At 34.2% G+C, this 17202-nt stretch carries 11 protein-coding genes; 7 read left to right on the top strand and 4 right to left on the bottom strand.

Annotation, left to right across the window (positions count from 1 at the left end):
- Positions 1-134: 134 nt before the first annotated feature.
- From AVL50_RS19135 to AVL50_RS19105, 7 genes are all read left to right on the top strand, one after another.
- A complete protein-coding gene (locus AVL50_RS19135; protein WP_062618095.1) occupies positions 135-1691 on the top strand; it encodes a hypothetical protein in 1557 nt (518 codons plus the stop codon).
- An 81-nt stretch (positions 1692-1772) separates the two neighbouring features.
- Complete coding sequence (locus AVL50_RS19130; RefSeq protein ID WP_082795921.1) at positions 1773-3941, top strand: OmpA family protein; 2169 nt, start codon at positions 1773-1775, stop codon at positions 3939-3941.
- A gap of 19 nt (positions 3942-3960) precedes the next feature.
- Complete coding sequence (locus AVL50_RS19125; RefSeq protein WP_062618093.1) at positions 3961-6294, top strand: hypothetical protein; 2334 nt, start codon at positions 3961-3963, stop codon at positions 6292-6294.
- Complete coding sequence (locus AVL50_RS19120; protein ID WP_062618092.1) at positions 6294-8618, top strand: caspase family protein; 2325 nt, start codon at positions 6294-6296, stop codon at positions 8616-8618. Before AVL50_RS19125 ends, AVL50_RS19120 begins: the two co-directional genes overlap by 1 nt.
- Before the next feature lie 254 nt (positions 8619-8872).
- On the top strand, positions 8873-9772 hold the full coding sequence (locus AVL50_RS19115) for an alkaline phosphatase D family protein (RefSeq protein ID WP_062618091.1): 900 nt from the start codon (positions 8873-8875) through the stop codon (positions 9770-9772).
- A gap of 386 nt (positions 9773-10158) precedes the next feature.
- The gene (locus AVL50_RS19110; RefSeq protein ID WP_063850799.1) at positions 10159-11646 is read left to right on the top strand and encodes a membrane dipeptidase; all 1488 of its coding nucleotides are present in this window, start codon (positions 10159-10161) and stop codon (positions 11644-11646) included.
- A gap of 296 nt (positions 11647-11942) precedes the next feature.
- Positions 11943-13415 (top strand): membrane dipeptidase, encoded by a 1473-nt coding sequence (locus AVL50_RS19105; protein ID WP_062618089.1) that lies wholly within the window; start codon positions 11943-11945, stop codon positions 13413-13415.
- Between the two features lie 112 nt (positions 13416-13527).
- On the opposite strand, the gene AVL50_RS19100 is transcribed toward AVL50_RS19105, so the two are convergent.
- The 4 genes from AVL50_RS19100 to AVL50_RS19085 all read right to left on the bottom strand — a co-directional run bounded on the left by AVL50_RS19100 (position 13528) and on the right by AVL50_RS19085 (position 17201).
- Positions 13528-14736 (bottom strand): hypothetical protein, encoded by a 1209-nt coding sequence (locus AVL50_RS19100; protein WP_157491445.1) that lies wholly within the window; start codon positions 14734-14736, stop codon positions 13528-13530.
- A gap of 165 nt (positions 14737-14901) precedes the next feature.
- Complete coding sequence (locus AVL50_RS19095) at positions 14902-15738, bottom strand: hypothetical protein (protein WP_062618087.1); 837 nt, start codon at positions 15736-15738, stop codon at positions 14902-14904.
- Positions 15735-16841 carry a glycosyltransferase family 4 protein gene (locus AVL50_RS19090; RefSeq protein WP_062618086.1) on the bottom strand — a complete coding sequence of 369 codons (1107 nt, stop codon included), beginning with the start codon at positions 16839-16841 and terminating at the stop codon, positions 15735-15737. Before AVL50_RS19090 ends, AVL50_RS19095 begins: the two co-directional genes overlap by 4 nt.
- A gap of 3 nt (positions 16842-16844) precedes the next feature.
- Entirely contained in the window at positions 16845-17201 is a 357-nt protein-coding gene (locus AVL50_RS19085) for a hypothetical protein (protein ID WP_062618085.1), read from the bottom strand.
- Position 17202: the final 1 nt, after the last annotated feature.

Raw genomic sequence — 17202 nt, 5'->3', positions numbered from 1 at the left:
AGAAACAGAAAACAATAAATAATATCCAATTATTTCGCAGAATAACATTATAAATTATTATATAAAATTGCCTTTTCATATATTTACCTCAAGATTTTTTTACTGTTCATAACTTCAATATACAATCATCTCTTATGCAAACATCCAAGAAACTGTTATATGTTACGTTGTGTGTATTTCTATCTATTACTTTTTCTTCATTCAAGCCCGTCAAAAAAGGAGATCCCACATGGATAAGAAGGGAATATAGAGATGCCTATTTCCCAAAGGATAAATTCTTGGTTGGATTTCAAGTTGCTGAAAATATCACTATTGAATTAAAAGAGGAAAACCTTATCAATTTAAAACAACTTGCAAAAAATGAATTGGCAGAAAGCGTTTCTGTACGTATTGAGAGTGTGAGTAAACTGGATATTGGGTCTGCAAGTGGTGCTTCATATGAGAATTTTAAACAGAATAGCACTTCATTCTCCAATGTAAGTCTTACGGGTGTGAAAGTGGAGGATTATTATGATGAAAAAGAACAGATTCTTTATGTATTTGCTTATGTCAATATTAAAGATCTTCTTCAAAATAATAGAGATCGCATTTCTTCTTACCTTGAAAAAATCAAAAGCAGTAAAAAACAAGCGGAAAATAATATTACAAGCGGGAATCCAGCATTGGCAAAGAAAGAATTAAGACGCGTTTTCCCTACTTTCAGAGAAATTGAAGAACTTTATTCTGTTTCCATTACATTGGGTGATAAAGTAGGTTTGAATTACAATGAGTTTTTAACATTAGAAACAGATATTTCTAAGTTATTAGCTCAATTGAATAACAGAGAAATTGCATCTATCAAAGAGTTATCTGCTGAGATTTCTTCTACTTTATCAGATCAAGTAAAAATCTCTAATCAAGGATTATTGTTAGAGAATTTTACTTTTGAAGACACAAAAATGGGCAGTAAGTTTTCAAGGAAACTCAATCAGTTGTTAGAACTGTCTTTAAGTACAGATGGCATGTTCAAAGTTACAAATACAGAAAGCCCTTCAAATAAATATGTGATTACTGGAACAATCTGGGAGAACGATGATCAGCTTTCAATCATTTCAATTTTAAGAGATATTGAAACAGGAAGTATTATTGGAAGTACAGACAGTAAAATCAAAATTACTGCATTAAACAACCTTTCATATAAACCTCAGAACCTACAACAGGCTATGATGGTACAGCAACAGTTCTCAAATGATGTGATGGAGAACAGTGGTTTATCACTTGAAGTAATTACCAATAAAGGAAACAATAGTCCGATTTTCGCAATGGGTGATATCATGTCATTGTTTGTCAAAGCTAATCGTCCTTGTAAAGTGAGATTTATTTATCATATGGCGGATGGTACAAAAGTGTTATTACTTGATAATTATACTATTAACCAAGATCAAGTGAACCAAATGGTAAAAGTAAGTCAGGAATTTCAATGCTATCCTCCATTTGGAATTGAAACACTTCAAGCGTTTGCCAAAACAGGGGCTAACTTTGAACCTCTAAACACAACTGATCAGCAAGGATATATTTTCATTAATGATGACATTGAAACAATCAATGCGAAAAATAGAAAAGTGACACCTGAAAATAGTGAAATAGAAGGAGGTACTGAAGTCGCTTTCGCTGAGAAAAGAGTACTAATTACAACTCTACCCGCAAATTAATGCAAATATCACTTCCAAAAAGAAAGATATTTTAACAATATTAATAAATTTGTGTGATTGTTATTTAGAAATCATGCTAAGATGCACACTATTACAACAACTTCTTTAAAACGTCAAGTATCACTTATGATTGATTCTATACCATTATATAAGTATACAAAAAGCTATACTATTGTAATTTGGTTAACACTGTTGCTCTTTTGGGGTATGAGTACAATTTCAATAGCTCAAACTCAGCAAAAAAAACAAATCAAATTACCTGATAACGTAAGTTCTCCGATGTACAGAGAGTATGCTCCCTCTTTGAACGCTGAAGGTAATGTACTAATCTTCCAAGCCAACAGAGGCGAGAACAGACAGTGGGGAATTTATGAAACGATCACTGAAGATGAAGGTAAAACTTGGTCTGATCCAATTGGTGTAGATAGTGTAAATAATTATGGAGCTGAAAATGACCTTATCGGAGGTCCTTCCATCTCATATGATGGTAATACATTATACTATTTTGCTCATTTCGATAATGGTATGGGCGCTGAAGATATTTACTATTCTACAAGAATTGGTGATAAATGGAGTGCTCCTAAAAATATTGGAGCTCCAATCAATTCAGAATTTCATGAAAGCTTCCCATCTGTAACCGCAGACGGTCAGCAAATGTATTTTATGAGAATGGATACCATTCAAAATGAAAACGGTTCAAATTGCTTTGAGATCATGGTCTCTCATAAGAAAAGCGACGGAACATGGGGAGAACCAGAAGCGCTACCCGCTCCTATCAACATTGGCTGTGAAAAAGCTCCAAGAATTCTTTCAGATGGTAGAACATTAATTTTCTCATCAATCAGAGCTGGTGGTAAAGGCGATTATGATTTATGGATGAGTAAATTAGGTTTCAATGGTGAATGGTCTGAACCCATCAACATGCATTTTGTAAATACAAAAACTGCAGATCTTTATGCATCCATCTCTGCTTCAGGCGAAGACCTTTATTTCTTGAACAGAGGAGCTGTTGACCCTAAAGTCTTAAAGAAATTCCCTGAAGAAAAAGGGCAAGAAGACATCTTTACGGTTTACATCCCAGAGGAATTCAAACAATATAAAAACAAGACCATTCAAGGTAAAATCTTTGACACAGCCAATAACGAACCTGTACAAGCTTCTTTCACAGTAAGAGACCGTTCTACTACAGAAAAGTTATTTGAGTTACCTGTGGGTGAAGATGGACAATTCGCATTGGTGCTAACAGAAGGAATTGACTACGAAATCACCGTTAATAAAAAGGGATATTCTACAACTATTTTTTCAGAGAATTTGATTGGATTAGATCACTATGCTAAAGAAGAAAGAGATTTTGGTTTATTCAGTACTGCCACACTAAACTTAGAAGTTTTTGATGCAGACATTATGCATAAAATCCCTGCAGAAATAAAGGTAAAAAGTTTGACTACTCAGGAGTATTTAGAAACCATTTTCTTTAAGCAGGAAAATAAAACGTACCAACTGTCATTACCTCTGAATGATAAATATGAAATCTCTATTGCTAAAGAGAACTTCAAGGATCAATCGTTTCAATTTGACTTAACTGGATTTTTACTTTATCAAACTTTTGAAAAATCAATTGAGTTAGATCCTGTAAAAATTGAAATGCAATTCAATATCGAAGATGCTGTGACGGCAGAAGGTATTGAAGCAATGATCATTTTACATAACACCGATACTGATGAAAGAATAGCTATTGCCGCTGAAAAAGGCGAAGATGGCAAGTATAAAGTGGAAGTAAGAGACGGTGCCAACTATCAAGTGGAAGTAAGAAGCCCAAGAGGTTACTCTTTCTTCTCTTCAAAATTGAAAGCGGGTACGAAGAAAAACTTTGACGTTGCCCTTACAGAATTGAAACCGAATACAAAATTACCTCTAAAAGACATTCTGTTCGAATCCAACTCTTCTGAAATTATTGAAAGTAGTTACAGAGAATTGAAGCGTTTGGTTAAACTAATGAAAGATAACCCGAACATTACTGTTGAACTTGCGGCACACACTGATGATGTGGGAAGTGATAAATACAACATGAAACTTTCAGAAAGTAGAGCCAAAAGCGTTTCCATGTATGTGATGCAATTTGGTATTCCAAAGGCAAGATTGGTTCCTAAAGGCTATGGTGAAACTCAACCTGCAGTAGCCAATGATACTGAAGAAAATAAAGCCAAAAATAGAAGGGTTGAATTAATGGTTCTTTCTGTCAACAACTAAGATAAAAACAAAGAAAGTAATGAAGACTTTTAGCAAAAATAGATCAAAAGAGATTACTTTACTCTTAATGTTCCTCCTTCTTGGTTTGAATAACATTGTGTTTGCTCAACAGGTAGAAGAAGACGAAGCAACAAAAGCAGAAAGAGAAAAATATGAGGATTTGGACTATAAAAAGTTTTACCCTCTATTCAAACCCACTTTTGATACAAAAATCGATGACTTGACGTTTCAAGATTTGAAAAAAGTCATGAAATATCAGCCTTTGGAATTGAACCCTGTTTTTCAAGTCAGTGATTATTATTTCCAAAGAATTAATGATTTTGATGTACTAAGGGAGTATCAGGCGATCCATTCTACATGTGACTCTGCTTTAAGATACATAGAGTTATTTGAAGGACGATTAGATGAAAAAGAAGTAAAGAAAAAAGGGAAACGTTATTATATGGAATTCCTACAATTCCCTGCCAATGATTCCCTAACGGATGAAAAAGTAAATATGACTCATATCTTTAATGAGTTAAACCGAAGAAAAGAAGTATTAGCAAAACAGAAAGTAGAGGTAGATAGCATTTATCTCAATTTCAAAGCGAGTATCAATGAATATTTAACGGCTAATGAAATTTTCCGTGAGGTTTGCGGCACCTACCCTACGATCAAGGAATTATATATTATGGCGGAGTACGACTCTCTTTTTGAAAAAATTGCTCCCATGAAGGAACATTACAAGAAGAGTTTATTCTATTTTGACCTTTACAAAAAAGCATTGGAAGTACATCCAATGGAAGGCTACACCACCACTTATACCATTCTACCAATTGATGATTATAGAATTCACGGATTAACAAGAACCAGTTTCTTGACGAATGACATCAGGTTGTGGAATTATGAAAAGTGGTACGATGAGGTACTTCAATTCTATAAAGATGAAATAATCTCTATGCGTTCAATGGTGACAAGCTATGATGAAAAATTAGAAGCTTTGGTTCGTTTAAAAGAAAATACAGCCACACCAAGCGAAGAAAGGTTTTACTTGGACTTGTATACTGTTGGGAAAATCAAAAAATATGACCCGAACGCATATCCTGTAAACATCTATGAGTATAAGGAACAAAAGATCAACTTACTGAATCAGATTGCTTATTCTAAAGTGATCAATTCTGGTCTGAAAGGCGACTTGAAATACATTCGTTCTCAAGCTGATGTCTGGACTGAAAGTGAGAAGGCGATGGATAGAATCAATAATATTCCTACAGACAAGGAAAGTGTGGGTTATAAAAAGCACGCAAAATATTTCCAAGCTAAATACAATGATAACCTACCAGCTTTCATTGCTACGGAAAAGAAATTCATCAGTACACAACAACAAAATGCTGAGAAGTTACTAAAAGAAATCATAGTGAATTACTTCTCTTCAAGTCAAGCGGATTCAGCTGATTTTGTGACTTATCAAAAAGATTCAATTAGCTTAGAACCTATTCATGAGACTAATGAATTTTTAGTCAGAAGAATTAATACTCTTCATGTGCGTCCAAGTAAAGATGATCATAAATTATTAGTTGGTACAATTAAAGACGATAAGTCGTTAGAGGTATTTGTTGCAGATCTTGACTCAGCTAATGAAATCAGTTGGATTACAAGATATCCTTATAAAAAAGGAGAATATCAAGGCTTACCAACTATTGACATTCCTTATATCAATCTTAAAGGTGGTTCACTTCACTTGATGGTCACTGTTCAAGGAGTAAAAAAGGGTGAAAATCAAATGACACTCAATAATAAGGTATTGATCTTTGAACAGAAATCAGGAAAGCTTCTAAGAGAAATGTCTTTGTTCAGTGATAAATACCCTCGTGTGTTCCAATACATGCAGGAACAGAAAAGTTATTTGGTTGCATATAAAGGAAGATCAAAAAACAACATCAACGCCTATGACACTTTAAATATTCAGAATATTAAAGTAGATGGGGAGATTTTATGGAATACAAATTTGATGATGCAAGGTATGGTCAATGAGATCATAGCATTACCTAATGAATATTTGGTGGTGGCCAATATCAATAAATTATCCAATATTGATGGATCGAAAGTATTAAATGGACAGCAAGGTAATTTTGGTGAGTTTAATACAGGTATTTTAAAACTAGATTATTACGGAACACCAGTCAATGGTACTGTTTTATCTGCAAGTCAGCCATATCAAACCATCTTTGCTCTCACCGATTATGATAATACTTTAAACTTGATTGGTGTCAAAGGGCCCTATCGAAATTATCAAGACTATAGTGAAAGTGATATAATGCTTATCACTCTAAAAATTAACAATCTAAAAGTTGTTGAAAAGAACGTTCAATAATGAAAAGCACTGTAAAATATTATTCGCTACTTCTACTCTTTATCTTTTGCGCTTTTAATACTCAAGCACAAACTGTTGAGGAAGTTTGGGAAAAGCATATGAAAAATGCTCGTGATTGGTATGAACTGGACGAGTTTGGAAATGCTTTGAAAGATTATTTAAAAGCAAAAGAAACTTTGCCGACTGATTCCATTGCCTATTTAGAAGGGGCTTTAGCAGCTGCATATGCAAATGACAATGCTACTTTTGAGAAATTAAAAGGTGAGTTCAATTCCGTTTTCAAATATACCTCCCCTTCTTTTCATGAATATACTGAGATCATGTTTCAAGCATCCCTCAGTAATGAGGAAAACATGACAGAAAATAAACTGAAAGAAGCAATCAGGATGTATCCTAATAATGCTGAAATCTATGGAGGTCCTTTATTAGCAATGTATTTTGAGCAAAATAGAATTGAAGATGCTACAAAGCTATTAGAAGAATTGGTTCCAATTGTTGAAAATGCAGAATTCCCTTATACTCTTGGGGTAATTTATCAGCAGAATGAAAATATTGACGGTGCTTTAGAAATGTACAATAAAGCACTTGAAAAGGATCCAAATCACTTGGACGCCAACTACAATATTGGCACGATTTATTATAACAAAGCAGTTGGTGAGATCAATAGATTGAATGATCTAAGCCTTTCTGAATTTGAAACTCAAAGTGGGTCGTTAAATCAACAGGCTATAGATTTGCTGAAAAAAGCAAAACCTTTTATTGACAAAGCCGCTTCAGGCGACAAACATGCGACAGATGCATTTGAGTTTTTGCAGACTACTTTAGTACTGATCGATCATATACAGAATATGATGGAGACAATGGCTACTGCAAAACAAGATGATAATAGTGTTGTTTCTTTCAATGACGGGAATACAACTCCTCAAGCAAGAGAGATTAACATGGGAACTCCTCAAGCAAGAGAGATTAACATGGGAACCCCGCAAGTTGGTGGAATTGTATCCACTCCTTCAATTGCATCCACTACCACTCAACCAAACTCAAATAAGACAGAAACTTCTGAGCCATCAGATAAAGATGGAAATGCAAAAAATTCCGCTACTGCAGTTCCTGTAACTCCAACAGCTCCTGCAACACCTTCAGTTGCTGTGTCAGAAGTGAAAAAAAATGCAGAAGAACTTCTTCCTGCTGAATTGATTATGTCTGACCTTCAATTTGTTTATGATGGAGGAGTAACCACACTTTCAAAAGGGGGTTCTGGAAAAATCAAACTTCGCGTTGAAAATTGGGGAAAAGGCACTTCATTTGCTCCCACTGTAAAACTTCTGGCTTCAATGTCAGTACCAGGTTTAAACTTTGACAGATCGGTGAAGTTGAAAAACATTGAACCTGGCGATGGTTTAGATGTTGAAATTGAAGTTAGCTATGCTAAACCAAATGCGGTATCAAGAGGTTTTAAAGCCATCAAAGCACCACAGAATAAGTTTAGAGTAATGGTACAAGATTCGCTCAAAAACCGCTCTGACATGCAGGAATTCATGTTAAGCTTGGATCAATCCGGTTCTGATGACACAGGTGCTGTAGTCGCTAAAACAGTTCAAAAAGGAACAAATTACTTAGTCTTAATTGCTTGTAACAATTATACAAGCTGGACTCCCCTAGCGAATGCTGTCAATGATGCTCAAAACTTTAAGAATGTCCTATTGGAACATTACCATTATGAATCTGAAAATGTTTATGAGCTTTACAATGAGCAAGTCAACAAATCTGAAATCAATAAGTTAGTGAGAGAGTTAGCGACCAAAGTAGGTGAAGAGGATAAAGTTTTAATTTATTATTCTGGACATGGCTATTATGATGAATTTACTGAGGAAGGTTATTGGGTACCTGTAAATGCGGCTATGACCCAGGATGATATGTCACAGTACCTACCAAATGGCACTATTTTGAAATACATCAAGGCATTGAAAACCAAACATACATTATTAATTTCCGACGCTTGTTTTTCAGGTTCTATGTTTGCGAGTACTTCAAGAGGTATGATGTACGCTGACAGAGTGGAATCATTTAAATCAAGATGGGGATTATCTTCTGGTGGTCTCACTGAAGTTTCTGATGGAAATGCAGGCGAACACAGTCCATTCAACTTGTACCTTACAAAATATTTAGTCAACAATCCCAATGAGAAATTAACCATTTCAAGTTTGGCACTTTATGTAAGACAATCTGTGATGAGCAACACAATGCAGGAACCTCAAGGGAAACCATTAAAGAATGTAGGTCATGAAGGAGGTGAATTTGTCTTTAACCTCAAGAATCCTTAATCACTCCAATCAAATGGTTAAATTGTAATTTCAGAAGCCTCAAGTTATTGATTAAAATAGCTTAAGGCTTTTTTATTCTGACTTTATGTAATACCTAACGACAAGTCTGTGATATATCAATAATTAGTTTTAACTTAAGATTGTTACTTTACTACACTACAATTTCAAGACTATAGCCCCAAACAGTAAACTTCGATTGACATTAGAATCGTCATAAACTGTCAGAGCTCTAACCTCAAACTAATTAAGATATCATGAAAATCGCATTTACCTCCTGCTTCAATTTTAATCAAGATAAAGTCCAATCCACATGGAATCAAATCAGCAATTATGATCCAGACTACTTATTTCTACTCGGAGATACCATTTATATGGATTATGGTATTACAACAATTTGGCAAAGATTGTATAGTGTCAAAAAGTTTGAAAAAATAATGGATCGGAAATATAGGAAGCAATTTGGGTGTGAAGCCTTTCAGCAACTCATTAAAGACATGAGAGAAAAAAATGGTTTATATGCCACTTGGGATGATCATGATTTTGCCTGGAACAACGCCAAAGGTGAAAGTGTAGGCACTCAAAAAACAGAAGTCGCTCGAAAGCTTTTTCACAAATACCTAGACTGTTCCACTAACCGCCCGCATGTCTATTACTCTTTCGACACCCCCCTAGCAAGAGTTATTTTTCTAGACAATCGTTCAGAATCAAGCAAACATCACCTGATCAGTGAAAATCAATTCAACTTCCTTGAAAAAAAACTTAATCACTCTCTTAATTACACCATTATTTGTGGAGGTCTCACACTCACTGAAGGCGGTGAAAACTGGGAGAAATATCCCAAAGATTTCAAAAGGTTAACATCCTTATTACAACAAAAAGAAAACGTATTTTTTATTGCTGGAGATATTCATAAAAATGCATTTATTCCTCCAATGGAAATAAACAACAACGCTTTAAAAACTCCAGTTCAGTTGATTTCCTCTGGTTTATCTATCAATATTTTCGGATGGAAACAACAACATAATTGGTGTAGTTTAGAACTGTTTGGCACTTCTGAGCCATCTGTTACTTTTCATAATAAAAATGGAATCGATTACCCACTTACTGAACGTTCAAACAAATACTTGAGTAAACACTTTCCTATCAAGTCATAAATTAAGTTGCACACTGTATTGTCTTTAAACTTTGGATGAGGTCTAATCCCTTTTTTACTGAACATAATATGCTGAATTAAAATGAATCATTTTCCAGTACTTATTCCAAACCTAAGAAAAACAATATTCATTCTTAACTTTCCCTTAATTAAAGACTTTGTATCATCTCACAGTATCTAAGATCAATTTACCACACCGTTATTTTTAATATTAATAAACAACGACATCAGTATATACTATCAACAAGCAACAATTTTTACGATCACTATTTTTGTATTATATAAATAATGAATCATAATACACTTTAAAATAAGCGTATTTTTTATGATTTTTAATAGATCATTTTTTCAGATAAAAACTCCACCGAAAATAACATAACCACTAACATGAATACAAAATACTACATTGACTTACATTGTCACCCTGCGTTAAAACCGCTCGGTAAAAGTTTTAACAACTCCAATTCAACTGGTAAAAATAGCACAAATCACAGACACAACAACAGCCTATACCACAAGAAAAAGCCGAACCCACTTAGCAAGCTGTTCAATATCGTCACCACCATGACTAAATTCACACAAACGGATTTACAAACTCTTGCAGAAGGTGATGTACATGTCATCAGTGCTTCATTATATGCTATGGAGAAAGGCTTTGTGATCAATAAGCTAGGTACCGGCATTGTCTCAGATGCATTATCAAATTTAGCCATGGGAATTGGTAAAAAAAGGATCGATAATGTGCAGGAACACCATGACTATTTTGCGGATATAGAGATGGAGTATAATTTCTATAAGCAACTAGATAATCAGACTGTAGATATTCATGGCAAGAAGGTAAAGTACAAAATTGTCCATGGATATCATGAACTTCAAAATATTGAGCAAGAGCAAAAAGATCTTATTACGATTTATATCGTTTTATCTATTGAAGGAATGCATGCTTTAAATACCGGACTCTATGGAGAAGATAGCAAATGTGATGAAGCTGAAGTTTTGAGTAATTTAGATAAAATCAAAAACTGGGATCACCCTATCTTCTTTGTCACGTTAGCACATCATTTTTGGAACGAACTGTGCGGTCATGCTCCCTCACTAAGCGGAATTGTGGGCTGGGGTACAAATCAGGAATACGGTTTAACAGCTTCCATCACTCCTATTGGTTACAAAGTCATTGATAAATTATTGGACAATTCTAGCAATAGAAGAACGCTGATTGACATCAAGCACATGAATAACATATCTAGAAAAGCATATTATCGTCACTTGTCAACCAACTATGCTGAGGAAAACATACCTTTAATTGTAAGTCATGGTGCTTTAAATGGATTAAGAAGTCATGAAGAACCTATCAATGATAACTACACTGGAAGTCAGTTCCTCGCTGAAGAAATTAATTTTTATGACGATGAGATTCTAAAGATTGTAGAAAGTGGAGGTATTTTCTGTTTCCAACTCGATGAAAGACGTTTGATAGACAGCCCCAAAAACATCAAAAAGGGACTGACTAAACATAAAATGAAATTCAATCAGTCTCAATTACTTTGGAAGCAAATTCAACATTTTGTAGAAATACTAGACACAAATGGATATTCAAATGTGTGGGATAATATGGGAATTGGTAGTGATTTTGATGGAGTAGTGAATCCTTTGAATGGTTTTTGGACAGGAGAAGAATATGAAAGTTTAGCTGAATATTTAACACAGCATGCTTCCGATTATCTCAATTCTGATCTTTGTAATCTAAAAGAAGTAAATAGAATTGCTCCTTCTAAGGCAATAGATAAAATTTTCAGATCTAATGCTTTGCGTTTTATGAAACTGAATTTTTCAACTGCAGACAAAAAACGATTTGATGAAACTCTATTAGTCTAAATCATCCACTATTAATTGCGAGAAATAGTGTTAGCGTAGTTATCAAAAAAGATACGTTAGCACTATTTTTTTATCCTTCATTTTTTTGGTGAGATATTCATTCAACTACTCTCTTTTTCATGATAAATTTCGTATATTAAAACACCTGAATATCAATTAAATATAGAAATCTAAAAACCTAATTCTGTATTTAAGGAAAACACAATCATAATTCAATCAAATTAATTATGTCTGTGTGATACCAGCTCCAAAAACTCTATCTATTTAAGTAACCTATTCAAGACAGATTACCATTTATGAACCCAAAATTTTTCATTGACTTCCATTGTCATCCGGCTCTCAAACCCTTGGGAAATAGCTTTAATGACAATAGAATTACTGGAAGAAATAACCAAAACTATAAGAAAAACAATAGTATTTTTCATCAAATCAAGCCTAACATCTTCAAGAAGATATTGAACCTTATCTCTACGCTTACAAAGTTTACTCAGACTGATCTTATGACATTGGCAGAAGGAAATGTTCATGTGATCAGTGCCTCCATGTATCCCATTGAGAAAGGTTTTTTAAACAACCGTTTTAAGAAAGGGTTGATCACTGATACCATTGGAAGTTTAGCCATGGGTGTTGGAAAGAGGAGAATTGGCTTTATACAAGATCATAATAACTACTTTAAGGATCTTGAATTGGAGTATGAGTTTTATAAAGAAATGGATGACAAGGTGGTCAACATCCGAAATAAAAAAGTAAGGTATAAGATTGTCAATGATTATTATGAACTAGAAAAAGCACTTCATTCGCAAAATGGTATTAAGACCATTTATATTGTTCTTTCCATAGAAGGGCTTCATGCTCTCAATACAGGTCTCAATGCCATGAACAGCAAGTGTAATCCTGAAGAAGTGAAATCCAATGTTGACAAGTTAAAATCCTGGGATCACACTGTGTTATATGCAACAGTAGCCCATCATTTCTGGAATGAACTCTGTGGTCATGCCAACTCTTTAAGTGGGTTTGTAGATTGGATTACAAATCAAGATTATGGTTTGGATAAAGGCATTACGGCTCTTGGATATGAGGTGATTGATAAACTGCTTGACCAGAAAAATGGAAATAGAATACTGGTTGATGTTAAGCATATGAACTATAAGTCGAGAAAAGCTTACTATCAATACCTTGAAGATCGGCACTCCAAAGAAAATATCCCCATCATTGTCAGTCATGGTGCACTCAATGGTCTAAAAAGCCATAGAAGCCCTATCAATAACAATCCCATTGGAAGGAATTTTCTAACAAAAGAGATCAACTTTTATGATGATGAAATAGTAAAAATTGCGAAAAGCAATGGTTTATTCTGTTTTCAGCTAGATGAAAGAAGACTGATTAAAGAAACCAAAAAAGTACCTAAAAGCCTAACAAGAAGAGGAATGCTCAAAAACAGATCAAGGTTGCTTTGGAATCAGATACAGCACTTTGTTGAAATTTTGGATCGAGCTAACCTCCCTGAGGTCTGGAACAATATGGCAATAGGAAGTGATTACGATGGCATTATAAATCCTTTGAGCGGATTTTGGACGGCCAAAGAAACAGAAAGTTTATATCGTAATCTTGTTCTTCACGCGCAAAGGTATTTAATGGATCCAAGCTGTCCTTTACAAGAGCAAAATAAGATTGAAGCAACATCAGCTATTGATAAAATATTTCGTTTAAATGCACTTCAATTTTTAAAGAGAAATCTTAAAAGTAAGGTCAGTAATAAAATGCTGTAAAAAGTCTTCAGTGATAAGAATATAAAAGAAAACCTCATTAAGACGACTAATCGTAAAATGAGGTTTCTTAGTTACTGAGTCCATGAACCCAGATTTATTGGCGAAAAGTAAATTACTCTGTTACTCCTGCTTCTTTTGCATAAGCAGTATATCTTGCTTTATAGTCATTGATAAATTCATCAATTGCAGCAAGTTGTCTTTCATATTTCCCTTCTCCTAAAATTTTCAATTGTGCAGAGTGGAAAGCTACTTTTTTGAAATCCCTAGCAAATAAAGAAGCGGCTAAAATATTGAAGTGTAAACTTCCTGCTACTTTTGAATTGATCTTTGCCTTCTTATCACCTGTATTTTTCTCTTCAAGTGATTTTTCCCAAGAAGCAATTGCTAAATCTAAATATTCTTTTGCTTGAGTAAAATCAGATTCATTTTCTAATAGATGATAACCCAAAATTGCGTTGTTATACGCTTCAGCGTGCTCAGGGTAAATGCCTTTCTTACTTGCTCCCATAAACACTTTGAAGCTCTTTTCTTTTATAACATAACCAAATTTTTCGTTCAAGATTTCATTGGCTTTAGTAAGATGTCCTTTCAATAAGAAACTCTCCATACCTTGGATTTCTCTTACTCTTCCTTTGGCCCACAGTGTTTCTAATTTCGTTGTGTCATTAGCATCACCGAAAACGTAAGTAGAGTAACTTTCTGAATTATTGATGACACCATCGTACAATACGTTTCCATCTTTAGTTGTAGCTGTTACTTTTACTGGGTTTTTGATGGTATATTCATACCCCAAGTGCAATGAATCTCCAACAACGTGAGGAGCAGTATACTCCATTCCTCCAAAAGTAAACTTAATTGTCGCATTGGCATCATTTGTTTCTGTAAGGCCCTGGATGATAATATTAGAATGCACTTTTGCAGAAGCATCAATTACTTTCGGATAAACTGGAGCTATTGGATAAGGGTCTTTTTTTACCAAACTGTCAGCAGGCCTTTCATCACCTAAAAGTAAATTGGCAATGATTTTATTGCCTGTTGAAGACGAATCATAAGCGGCTTGTCTTTTCTTTAAAGCGGCTAATTCATCAGCATACTTTTTATCAATTTGAGCAATTTTTGCCTTATGCTCATTTTTCATTTTATCCACAGCTGCCTGATTAGTAGACTCTGCTTCAAATTTAAATTTTCTTTCCGCTTTAGGAAATGGTTTCGACGGATATTGTAAATAGCTGAATTTTACCTTCTCATTTTTTACTTTTTGAGCAAAAGTAGCATTGTTCATCAGTAACAAAGAGAAAGCTAATAGTAGGAAGTACTTCATAACTTAGAGTAGTTGAAAGTGCACAAGTTATTATAAAAAATTTGAAGAAAAAGTTCCTTAGCACTTCTTATTTGAACATATATAATGTATTAAGAACCGAAAGTAACAAAGAAAATAACAATAATAAAAATGGTTGTGTACTTTACGCTATAGTGCTAATATAATTTACAATGCATTCAGTGATTTTCTTCTATTGGCCCTTTCAAATTGATCATCAAATTTTCGTTGAAATGGCATAAAAATATGTTTTTCTTGATAAGGTAACGTTTCCAACATGCTATTATAACCACAACCTGTCACGATCAATTTCGCTTGAGCAAATAATAAATGAGCAGGATATTGATGGATTACTTTCACTCTTTCGGAAAAGGGAAGTGTAAAATGAGTTGGGGTATTGATTAAAATGGGAAGCTGACAAGTTGTATAGAGTGGGTGATCTTGAAGTAAATTTATTAGGCTTTGAATTTCTTCTTTCGGTCCCGAATGATTGATAAGAAAAAACTCTTCTTCTTTCTTATTTGATTTTACCTTTTCACGCGACTCTAGCTTAAAGTGGCTTATCTTCTTAGAGTGTTTTTTGATAAAATGAAATTGATCTTGATGCATAAAATCAATAATATAAGTATGATCAAATCTCCTTTCCTTTACTACGGGTTGATTCATATAAACACCCCATTTCAGATAGCGGGCTATATAATGCAATTGACATTGGGAAGGAATTACCTCCAGCTCCAACTCTTTGAAAAGCCCCAAAGGAAAAGTGTCTATAAACAGATCTGTTACTGAATATTGCTTTATTTGGGTCAATAAAAAATGAAACAGGTCCTTTTTATTTTGATACGTTTTAGGATTGATAATGATACACTGATCGGCTGGAAACACTTTTGTAGCCCAAGAAGTTGAGAAGATCATAAAATCCTTTTCGATACGAAGCGTTCTCAATAACCTTTTCACACGCGTTAAGTGCCCTAATCCTCCTCCTAAAACATAAAATAACTTCATACCGATAAAATTCCAACAAATGATTCCAGTTCATTATCCAAAGTATAATTTTCTTTGATATCAGTATAAAGATGTTGCCCTAATTCCATTCTTTGCTTATCCTCCATCTTTGCAATCTGCTTCAATTTTAATGCACATTCTTCTTCATTGAGGTTTTCGAAAAGTAGGCCATTTTCACCGTCTTCGATCACATCTTTCATACCATCCACAGCACTTGCCAAAACTGGTATTTCTAAACCTCCAGCTTCTAATAATACATTTGGCATTCCTTCATAAAAAGAAGGAATTGTCAGCCAGTCACAATACAAATAATAAGGAATCAACTCATAGCGACTTACATTCTCTAATTCAAGATACGCTACACCCACTTCATCAATCAATGCCTGATCAGAGGCCGTGACCTCTCCTGTAAAAAGAAAAAGAAATTGATCAGCTACAAATGATCGCTTCAAAGCATTTAAAAAGAAAGTAAAGCCTTTTTTCTCTTTGATAAAACCAAATAAGCCAATGATGATTTTTCCTTGATGCATTTTTCTAAACGCATTGGCTTGATCTATTTCTTGAGGAGTTTTCCTCCATAAATTCAGGTCAATACTGTTAGGGGTAAAGTAGGCCTTTTTATAATCAAAGACCTTATCCATTCTTTTGATTTTATCACGGCTATTCGTAAAAACAGCTGAAGCATTTAGAATAAGCCTTTCTAAATTAAAAGCATCTCTTGCATTGAATAAAGAGACATCAAAATCATTCCCTCTAAAACAAAAATAATAAGGAACACTCAAAAGTTTATGAATGACATAAATTCCTTCTTTTACAAGGTTACCACCCCACCCCATTATAGCATCAACTTTTCCTTCAAAATTATTTTCTAAATAGGTAGCCGAAAGGTGAAGTGTATGTGCTTTGGAATGTGTAACTGGAATATAGGTGTAAGATCCTTGCTGTTTGGTCAAGGTCTTAAATGGCTTCCCTTTTCTATAAAAATGAATGATGTGAACTTCAAAACCCTTACCTTTCAAACCTTCTACAATACGGTCACATGACTCAGACATTCCTCCTTGTTGAGGAGGATAGTTTTCTGTAAGCCAAAGTAATTTTTTCATGGTCTAGCTATCATAAAATGAAACATCAGCCTCATTGAAATCTTCAGCCTCAAAATCCTCTTGTTCAAATTCCTCACTGACCATCTCTACTTCATCAGACATTAACTCAGTATAAGTGACCATTTCTAAATCGCTTTCCTCATATTCGGTATACCTTCTGTTATGCACATACCAATACCAGTGATTACTTCTATACATATCATGCTCTCCTAAACTATTACTATAACAGGATTTGCAAAGGTTATGTTCTGTAAAGTGATCACTACAAAAGCGTTTACCACACTCTTCACATTGATGTTTTGCTCTCTTCTCACATTTTTTCAAGGTGAAAATTCCTAGTTTTTGTTCGCAGTTATTCATG

The organism is Flammeovirga sp. SJP92 (assembly GCF_001583495.1).
GTDB lineage: Bacteria > Bacteroidota > Bacteroidia > Cytophagales > Flammeovirgaceae > Flammeovirga.
This window is presented reverse-complemented; position numbering and strand designations above follow the sequence as displayed.

What these genes read in the sequence shown, in the direction of transcription:
- AVL50_RS19115 (WP_062618091.1), top strand. Translation starts at nt 8,873, where the DNA reads ATGAAAATCGCATTTACCTCCTGCTTCAATTTTAATCAAGATAAAGTC.
- AVL50_RS19105 (WP_062618089.1), top strand. Translation starts at nt 11,943, where the DNA reads ATGAACCCAAAATTTTTCATTGACTTCCATTGTCATCCGGCTCTCAAA.
- AVL50_RS19110 (WP_063850799.1), top strand. Translation starts at nt 10,159, where the DNA reads ATGAATACAAAATACTACATTGACTTACATTGTCACCCTGCGTTAAAA.
- AVL50_RS19120 (WP_062618092.1), top strand. Translation starts at nt 6,294, where the DNA reads ATGAAAAGCACTGTAAAATATTATTCGCTACTTCTACTCTTTATCTTT.
- AVL50_RS19130 (WP_082795921.1), top strand. Translation starts at nt 1,773, where the DNA reads ATGCACACTATTACAACAACTTCTTTAAAACGTCAAGTATCACTTATG.
- AVL50_RS19090 (WP_062618086.1), bottom strand. Translation starts at nt 16,841, where the DNA reads ATGAAAAAATTACTTTGGCTTACAGAAAACTATCCTCCTCAACAAGGA.
- AVL50_RS19095 (WP_062618087.1), bottom strand. Translation starts at nt 15,738, where the DNA reads ATGAAGTTATTTTATGTTTTAGGAGGAGGATTAGGGCACTTAACGCGT.
- AVL50_RS19100 (WP_157491445.1), bottom strand. Translation starts at nt 14,736, where the DNA reads ATGAAGTACTTCCTACTATTAGCTTTCTCTTTGTTACTGATGAACAAT.
- AVL50_RS19125 (WP_062618093.1), top strand. Translation starts at nt 3,961, where the DNA reads ATGAAGACTTTTAGCAAAAATAGATCAAAAGAGATTACTTTACTCTTA.
- AVL50_RS19085 (WP_062618085.1), bottom strand. Translation starts at nt 17,201, where the DNA reads ATGAATAACTGCGAACAAAAACTAGGAATTTTCACCTTGAAAAAATGT.
- AVL50_RS19135 (WP_062618095.1), top strand. Translation starts at nt 135, where the DNA reads ATGCAAACATCCAAGAAACTGTTATATGTTACGTTGTGTGTATTTCTA.